Origin of the sequence: Pseudoalteromonas sp. S1609 (genome assembly GCF_005887255.1) — a bacterium.
Taxonomy (GTDB): domain Bacteria; phylum Pseudomonadota; class Gammaproteobacteria; order Enterobacterales; family Alteromonadaceae; genus Pseudoalteromonas.
On sequence record NZ_PNDJ01000050.1, the window covers coordinates 1 to 8447 of the forward strand.

An 8447-nucleotide genomic window follows, 5' to 3' on the forward strand; every position below is an offset into this window, starting at 1 on the left:
ACATGGATGTAGGTAAGGAGCGTGAGCAGGACGCGGAAGCTTTGCTCGGTTTTTACTTAGCCCACTAGGTTACAAACCTCGCGCCGCGATTAAACCGCCCCTAGTTTGAACAAATTTTAATCCGCAAAGGTCAACAGACCCTAGAACCCGATTAGATTTTAGTTAACCAACCGTGTTTATCTTCGCTTTTGCCCCATTGAATATCGTTCAATGCTTGACGTAAGCGTGCCGTTGTTGGCCCTGGTTCACCGTTACCTACTTTGTATTCTTTATCGTTATGGATAAACGTACCTACTGGAGTCAATACTGCCGCAGTGCCTGAAAGTGCTGCCTCAGTACCTGGTTTTGCTGCACGCTCTAAAAGCTCAGTGACAGTAAAGTTGCGCTCGCTAACCGTCATACCTAAATCTTTAGCTATGGTTAAAATGCTATTACGGGTTACACCGTGTAAAAATGTGCTGTCGAGTGCTTTTGTAATGATTTCATTGCCATCAATTAAAATAAAGTTTGCGGCACCGGTTTCTTGTACATCGCCGCCTGGGCAAAATAAAATTTGGTCGGCTTTATATTTAGTGCGTGCTGCTGAAATTGGGCCAAGTGCGCTGGCATAGTTACCACCGCTTTTGATCATACCCATGTGCGGGGCACAGCGCATACCATCTTCTTCAAGTAAAACACGTAACGCAGTTGCACCACCTGAAAAATAATCACCCACTGGCGATAATAATGTGTAAAGCAACGAACTCATTGACGGTGCAGCCGCTTTACCAATGGCAGCTTCTGTACCAATGTGGGTTGGGCGAATATACATAGAACCAGGAGGAAGCGGCGTTTCATCGGCGTATTCACGAACAATATCGATGATCATTGTTTTTAGCATCTCGCCATCAACAGCAGGTAAACTCAACAATTCAGAACTTTGCTGCATGCGCGCAATATTAGCGTCCATTCTAAAAATATTAACCGAGCCATCTTCGTGACGAAAGGCTTTTAACCCTTCAAAACATGTACTTGAATAATGAAGAACGTGCGCACCTGCATGCAACTCAAGCTTATCGCAAGGAACAATTGAGCTTTCGCCCCACTGATTGTCAGAAAACTTAGCTTGAATCATCTGCGGCATAAACACAGTACCAAATGCTGCCATTTTTATTCTCTCTTGTGTGGTCTATTTTTCTCCATTGTATGACAACCAGCTACTATTTAACCATAGCAAAACGAGCTGTTTTTAAATTAATTAGAAGAATTTTTTGCATGTGCTGATGATTATTTAATCAATAAAGCGCTTGCTAACTCTTTAATGCAATAATCAGCTAACATTTTATAGTTAGCTGATTATTTAATGCATACATAATAGTAGCGGCTATTTTATTAACCTCTATTTAAATGAATAACGTAATATACGCTTTAACACTGAGGTGTATTGCTGAAAAAATCCGCCAGTATTATAAGCAATCCCCTGCTTTTGTAATGCGGCTTGCACTTTAGGCGCAATTTCTTGATAACGCGACGACGGCATATCAGGAAATAAATGATGCTCTATTTGAAAGCTTAAATGCCCAGTTAAAATATGAAACCAACGCGCCCCTTTAATGTTTGACGAACCCAGCGCTTGGCGATAATACCACTGCCCTTGGCTTTCGTTTTTGCAGTCTTGCTCATAAAAGGTATGGGTTTGCTCGGTAAAATGACCACAAAAAATAATGGTTGAGGTCCATAGGTTACGAATTAAGTTTGCCAAAAAATTACCGCTTAATACCCATAAAAACAGTGGTCCCGCCAAAACTGGAAATAACACATAGTCTTTAATTAGTTGGCGCGCCCCTTTACTAAAAAAGCGCTTTTTTAAAGTGCTATGCGCTACAGCGCCTTTACGGTTTGGTTTCTTTTTACCTATAAAGACTCGCTCGCCTGCGAGCTCATGATACGACACGCCCCACTGAAACAGCACGCTTAAATTTAAATAGGTAATAAACTGCCATGTATTTTTTAGCCGCCATTTAAAGTCATTGCTCAACCTTAATAAGCCATAACCAAAGTCACGATCTTTTCCGATAATGTTAGTGTAAGTATGATGTTCAAAGTTATGAACGCGGTTCCAGCTTTGGCCATCGCAGGCTATATCCCACTCGTAGCTTTTAGAGTTAAGTTGTTTGTCGTTCATCCAATCGTATTGACCATGCATTACGTTGTGGCCAATTTCCATGTTGTCGAGAATTTTAGCCAAACCAAGTAATAAAACACCCGCTACCCACAATAATGGCTGTACAAAACCAAGCATCAATAAAATCCGTCCGCCTATTTCGCAAAACCGCTGCTTACGCACAATAGAACGAATATAGTTTGCATCCTTTTGCCCAACTGTAGCTAATGTCGACATTTTAATTTCATCTAAATCATCGGCTAACTGTTGATAATTTATAGTTGTCATAGCTGTAACTCCAAATCGCTAACGGCTTGGCTCACGCACAGTTGAATTAACTGCTCGCCAGTATCTGATAATTGATTAGTTTTTAAATTACGCACCACTCCCGACTTTTTAATGCACTGGCATTGATGGCAAATACCAATGCCGCAACCACGCTGCACAGGGAGTTTTTTTGCTTCAAACTGGTTTAATAGCACCTCATTACTAGTCACTACATGCGTGTCTTTATTTATTATTACTGAAAAATGATTGTCGTCAGTCAATTTAGGCATGGATAGAGCAAACGATTCTTGGTAATAGGTTAAATTAAGTAGACGAGTAAAATCTGCAACTTCTTGCATAAAGCCAGCAGGACCACAGCAATATATATCAGGATTATCGTCCGTATTTATATGAGTAGTTAAATATGGGCTTCGATCCCGTGTAAGCATTACGTAAGAAAAATGATTATATTGCTGTGTCAGCATTTTTAACTCATTAGTGCATTGATGCTCACCTGCTTTAGCAAAGTAAATTAATTTTATCTGATGCTCAGTATTACTTAGCTGCTGATCAAGCATTGCAAGCATAGGCGTAATTCCCGAACCACCAGCAATAAACGTGCTGGGTTTGTGCCAGCTTTTAAATACAAAGTCGCCACTTGGTAAAGAAATATTACACCATGGCTGCACCGCTAATGCATTTTGCAATTGGCTTGTAAAATGACCTTGCTGATCTGTTTTTACTAATAAACGAAGTAAACCTGTCGCCTTAAATTGTGCGGGGCTGCATGCCAAAGTAAACACTCGAGTAAGCAAACGTCCATTAGCTTCCACCGTTAAGCTAATGTGTTGACCAGCAATATGTATAGGCCACTTGTTACTTGGTTTAAGTGAAATACTTAAAAATTGCCCGCTTAGCGCTTGAACATCAACAACCTTGGCTCGAAAAAGGTCAGCGCGCCACCCAGGTTTAAACACTTGAATTATTGGCTCAATATAAGCTGCAAAGCTTTGATGGTGTAAAAACCATTTTGAAAATTGATCTAATACCGGAGTTAACATGGTTATAAATTCTCTATTTAAATCGACTACCCATTAGTTTCTGCTGGGTTTTATATTTGAGCATACACGTGTAAGCCCAAACTTCAGCGCACAAGTGTACGCTCGAATTTTTAAATTTCAACCCCATTAGAGTAATTATTCAATTTTTCTAGAGCGATATTTAAAGGTTAACAACGCTCAAGTACCCAATGGACAACGATTAAATTGCGTGTACTTGTATTTATCCCAAATACTTAACACCATGATAAATAGCGTGCTAAGGTAGTTAAAATTTAGTTAATTTTGGAAGCCATTATGAACAAAATAACAACGCGTAAAAAATTTTCTACACTTGCCAAAATCAGTTGTGCATTTGCACTTTCGGGGCTCACCAGCCTCAGTACTTATGCAGTTGATTTTAAAGAACTGGATAAATTAGCGCTTAATGTAAAACCGGTAACTGTTGCCCAAGGAATTTCAATTCCGTGGGCTATTGAGGCTCTGCCAAACGGTGACTTATTAATAACCGAGCGCAGCGGCATCCTTTATTTACTTCGTAATAACTCCACCAGCTTAACTAAAATCACAGGGCTACCAAAAATAGATGCCAACGGCCAAGGCGGGCTTCTTGATTTAGAGCTGCACCCTGATTTTGCTAATAATCAATGGCTATATATTACTTATTCAAGCAGTGAAGGCGATGGCGCAGGTAGTAACACCGCACTTATGCGTGCAAAGCTAAAAAACGATCACAGCCAACTACTTGAGCCACAAAAATTATACAAAGGTGAGCATAACTCTAAAAAAGGTCAGCATTACGGCAGCCGTATTGTGTTTGATAACCAAAACTATGTGTATTTTTCGATTGGCGATCGCGGCTCGCGAGATATTAACCCACAAGATTTAGGCCGTGATGGCGGTAAAATTTATCGTTTACACGACGATGGTAAAATTCCATCCGACAACCCCTTCGTAAACCAAAAAGGTGCAAAACCAGCGGTTTGGTCTTATGGGCATCGTAACCCACAAGGTATGTGGTTCGATGGTGACAATAGTGTATTTTGGGCACACGAACACGGCCCCCGTGGTGGCGATGAGCTTAATATGATTAAACCTAAAACTAACTACGGCTGGCCCGTGGTGAGTTACGGTATTGACTACAGCGGCACCTCGTTTACCGATTTAACCGAAAAACCGGGCATGCAAGCGCCCATATTACAGTGGACACCGTCTATCGCTCCTTCAGACATGTTGCTAGTAAAAGGTGATAAATACCCTGAACTTAAAGGTAAATTTTTACTCGCTTCAATGAAATACGCCTTTGTTAGCGTATTAGAAATAGCAGATGGCAAGGTCGTTAAACAAAGTAAATTACTTGAAGGTATTGGCCGTATTCGCAGCCTAGCCCAAGGTGATGATGGTACTATTTACCTTGGATTAGATGGCCAGGGCATTGTGCGACTAGATCCTAAGTAGTCATTTAATACATCTAATTACAGTAACAGCAAACTTTTTGCAGCTTAACTGCGTACTGTCACTGTAATTAGCTAATAAACAACGAGGGTGTTGATGTTTTCATTTTTAAAGCCAGATCCAATCAAAAAATTGCGTAAAGAGTACGATGCAAAATTAGAGCAAGGCATGCAAGCACAAAGAAAAGGCGATATTAAAAGCTATGCGATGTTAACTGACGAGGCTGAAAAAATCTGGAATGAAATAGAAGCACTCGAAGCCAAAAAAGCCAAGTAAACATATAGCCTACCAATTCAAACCAATCCCGCGTTAAAAACGCGGGGTTTTAATACTTACAAACATCCTTTTTTAAATCCACTTAAGCCCAACCAGATAATTCCCTAGCTTAACCTCCATCGTAACTAGCTTTTAATTGAGCACAGCTCATTATACTCATAGCATTATTGCCTTCTCTTACTTATGCTCATAACCCACCTAAAAACTCGCATAAACAATTATTTACATTAACGTTAATTAGTGGAATTATTAATCTAGTCCAAAAGAGTTGATGCATTGTTTGAAGTAGCAGAATATTAAAGCGCTGATGATTTTGTGAGTGCGAGGAAAGCATTTTTAGTAAAGTATGTAATTAAGCCATAAAGCATCAAAAATTTACTGGAAAAAATGCAATATAATGAAAAAATTATAATTAAATCAAGGAATACAGATGTACACAGGTAGTTGTTTATGCGGCTCAATCAACTTTTCAATTAATGGTAAAGTTACTGATATTATTCATTGTCATTGTTCGCTTTGTCGTAAGGCCAGTGGCAGTGCTTTTGCTACTAATGGATTTATTAATGCCAGTGATCTGACATTAACTGACTACAACGGCACACTTACTTTTTACCAAAGTAGTGAAGGTAAACGTAAGTACTTTTGTAAAACCTGCGGCGCTCCAATTTATAGTGCTAACGCTCAATCTCCTCAACGATATCGCCTTCGATTGGGCGCGTTGACCTGCGATATAACAGAGCGACCCATATCGCATAATTTCATCACCTCAAAAGCTAATTGGGAAGACTTAGATGCTCAGCTTCCTCGTTATGAGGGACATGAGCCAGGGCGAGAGTAAATCCATATAAATTTATCTATTTTTTGAAGTGGGAGTTTGAATGAAACTGAATCAAGTAACTTTGCCAGTCAAAGATATGAATGAAGCGGTGAGTTTTTATCGCACACTTGGCTTTACCCAAATTGTTGATACACCTCATTATGCACGTTTTAGTTGCCCTGAAGGTGACTCTACATTTTCATTGTCTTTAGAAAGTGAATTTTTTGAAAATCATTCTGTAATTTATTTTGAGAACGATAACCTTGAGCAATTGTGCCAGCAGTTAATCAAAAAAGGGATCGTATTCGAACAGCAACCCACAGAGCAAAGGTATCTATGGAAGGAAGCGGTTTTAAAAGACCCTTCAGGAAATAAAATTAAGCTCTATAAAGCTGGAGAAAATCGATTAAACCCACCTTGGAAGGTACAAAAACAGCCATAAAGCTGAACACGAACCAGCATTGCGCTAAGCAGCTAAATGCTGGCGTTTAAGTACTGTACTTAGTTATTTATATTCCACCTTAGCGGTTAAGCGATTAAATAATCCTGGGAAAAACCGTTTTATAAACGGTGCCCAACCACTCAACCCTTGGCCTATTACTACTTCATCCTTTTTATTGTAGATTGCAGTGAGCATTTTTGATGCGGCTACATTTACGTTCATACCATTTTCTATTGAAGGCTCAGGTTTGTTTTGCGCTTCCCCTTGTTCGTTCAATGAGTTATGGGCAATCGCCGTTTTAATTGAGCCTGGGCAAATAGTTAAGCAATGTATGTTGTGCTGCGCCACTTCGGCGCGTAAGCAATCCATAAAGCCTACTACAGCGTATTTACTGCCTGAATATCCGGTTCTAAACTTAGACCCTACTTTGCCTGCCACGCTACTAATAGCCACTACTGAACCGCTTTTACGTGCCACCATTGAAGGTAATACCGCTTTAGTGAGTGCAATTAAGCCAAAGTAATTTACTTCCATAAGTTGCCGGTACACTTTAAAGTCGTTTTCTAAAAATAAGCTACGCTGTGATACACCGCCGTTATTAATTAAAATATCAATGGGGCCTAAGCTATCTATTTTCTCCGATACATCCTGCAGTACCATTTCGGGCTTTGATAAATCAAGCGGGATAACACGGTGCCCCTCGCCTTTTAACTCGTCTTTTACTTGGTTGAGTTTATCGATATTTCGCGCTGATAAAATAACCTTTGCACCTTGCTCTGCAAATTGTTTTGCAAGTTCTTCACCAATACCTGATGATGCGCCGGTGATCCACACTGTTTTATTATTATAATCCATGGTTTACCTTATATTCTTTGACTGGTTATACTTTAGTTGGACCCGCTATTTCATTCACTTGCTGCTCTAAGTTTTTGTAAAAGCCCATTAAAAATAGTAGCTCAACAGTGACATACAAAGGGCCAATAATTAAGCCTACTAAATCATCAACAAAAGCGGGCTTTTTACCTTCAAAATAATGACCAATAAACTGTAATATCCAGCCAAACACGAATACCCCAACTCCAATTACCAACCAAGGTATTAATGCCATTGCGGCAATTGGCTGGGCAGCTACCAGTAACAAAGTGAAAATAATTCCCATGATCAAACCAAGCGAAAAGCTCAACATAAAATAGTAAACCACAGAGGCTAATACAAAAATTTGCGCGCCATCAATGCTAAAATTAGCAATAGGAATTTCAATTCGGGCGAGTAAGCATAAAGCGGCAAACACAATGAGTGGAATACCAAAAAAATGGGTTAATACATTTCGTTTAGAGCGATGGTACAAACCATACTGGCCGAGCTGTTGTTCAAGGGTTTTCATGACGGCGTTCCTATTGTTATTTTTATAAGCAAAGTTCACCTTATAAAAAATGACACATAATAACAACTGATAACGATAGTTAATCTCTAAAAATGGTGAGCAGCACCTTATGCGTTATAGCTATAAATTAGGTAAGGTCATCGTTAATAATTAACATGATCAGCACCAGGAGGTTTACATGCTTTTAAAAACACTCGCCGTTGGCCTATTACTCGCTTTAGCTGAGATAATTAATGGCAATATTAGAGTAAGGATTTTACATCGATTTTACGCTCTAAAACGCGCTAAAACTCTCAGCTTACTTTTGGGCACTGCGATTATTTATGCCATTACTTGGCTGACCTTGCCATGGGTTAACCCTATTTCGTACTTAGATTGTTTAAATGTGGGTTTTGTTTGGCTAACAATAATGCTTAGTTTAGATATTGTTGTGGGCAGATATTTATTTAAGTATAAGTTGCACAAAATACTTGATGATTTTAACCTTTTTAGAGGTAACTTACTGAGTATGGGCATGCTATTACTTTTTATAAGCCCCTGTTTGGTTTTTTGGTTACAGATGAAAGTTATGGTTTAGAGCACTCCTCTAATAGCGAAGCGTCTCT

General features: G+C 39.4%; 10 protein-coding genes. 5 read left to right on the forward strand and 5 right to left on the reverse strand.

All coding sequences use genetic code 11. From position 1 onward, the window contains the following. Positions 1–151 precede the first annotated feature (151 nt). The 3 genes from CWB76_RS13165 to CWB76_RS13175 form a co-directional block, all read right to left on the reverse strand. Positions 152–1153, reverse strand: a complete 1002-nt coding sequence (locus tag CWB76_RS13165) for a branched-chain amino acid aminotransferase (protein WP_304644689.1) — start codon at positions 1151–1153, stop codon at positions 152–154. A gap of 225 nt (positions 1154–1378) precedes the next feature. Beyond that, positions 1379–2431, reverse strand: a complete 1053-nt coding sequence (locus CWB76_RS13170; RefSeq protein ID WP_138608208.1) for a fatty acid desaturase family protein — start codon at positions 2429–2431, stop codon at positions 1379–1381. Then, on the reverse strand, positions 2428–3471 hold the full coding sequence (locus CWB76_RS13175; RefSeq protein ID WP_138608210.1) for a flavin reductase family protein: 1044 nt from the start codon (positions 3469–3471) through the stop codon (positions 2428–2430). The genes CWB76_RS13170 and CWB76_RS13175 overlap by 4 nt, the downstream gene beginning before the upstream one ends. A gap of 294 nt (positions 3472–3765) precedes the next feature. On the opposite strand from CWB76_RS13175, the gene CWB76_RS13180 reads away from it, so the two are divergent. The 4 genes from CWB76_RS13180 (at position 3766) to CWB76_RS13195 (ending at position 6458) form a co-directional block, all read left to right on the forward strand. Next, entirely contained in the window at positions 3766–4926 is a 1161-nt protein-coding gene (locus CWB76_RS13180) for a PQQ-dependent sugar dehydrogenase (RefSeq protein ID WP_138608212.1), read from the forward strand. A gap of 93 nt (positions 4927–5019) precedes the next feature. Continuing rightward, positions 5020–5199 (forward strand): DUF6435 family protein, encoded by a 180-nt coding sequence (locus tag CWB76_RS13185; protein ID WP_010390276.1) that lies wholly within the window; start codon positions 5020–5022, stop codon positions 5197–5199. 430 nt (positions 5200–5629) lie between these two features. Beyond that, a complete protein-coding gene (locus tag CWB76_RS13190) occupies positions 5630–6037 on the forward strand; it encodes a GFA family protein (protein ID WP_054201063.1) in 408 nt (135 codons plus the stop codon). A 40-nt stretch (positions 6038–6077) separates the two neighbouring features. Continuing rightward, the gene (locus CWB76_RS13195; RefSeq protein ID WP_055012597.1) at positions 6078–6458 is read left to right on the forward strand and encodes a VOC family protein; all 381 of its coding nucleotides are present in this window, start codon (positions 6078–6080) and stop codon (positions 6456–6458) included. Positions 6459–6521: 63 nt separating this feature from the next. On the opposite strand, the gene CWB76_RS13200 is transcribed toward CWB76_RS13195, so the two are convergent. After that, positions 6522–7313, reverse strand: coding sequence for an SDR family oxidoreductase (locus tag CWB76_RS13200; RefSeq protein ID WP_138608214.1), 792 nt, complete (start codon positions 7311–7313; stop codon positions 6522–6524). A gap of 25 nt (positions 7314–7338) precedes the next feature. Next, positions 7339–7842: an Mpo1 family 2-hydroxy fatty acid dioxygenase gene (locus tag CWB76_RS13205; RefSeq protein ID WP_138608216.1), complete on the reverse strand. Its 504-nt coding sequence runs from the start codon at positions 7840–7842 to the stop codon at positions 7339–7341. Between the two features lie 178 nt (positions 7843–8020). Between CWB76_RS13205 and CWB76_RS13210 the strand changes: the two genes are divergently transcribed. Then, positions 8021–8419, forward strand: coding sequence for a hypothetical protein (locus CWB76_RS13210; RefSeq protein WP_138608218.1), 399 nt, complete (start codon positions 8021–8023; stop codon positions 8417–8419). Positions 8420–8447: the final 28 nt, after the last annotated feature.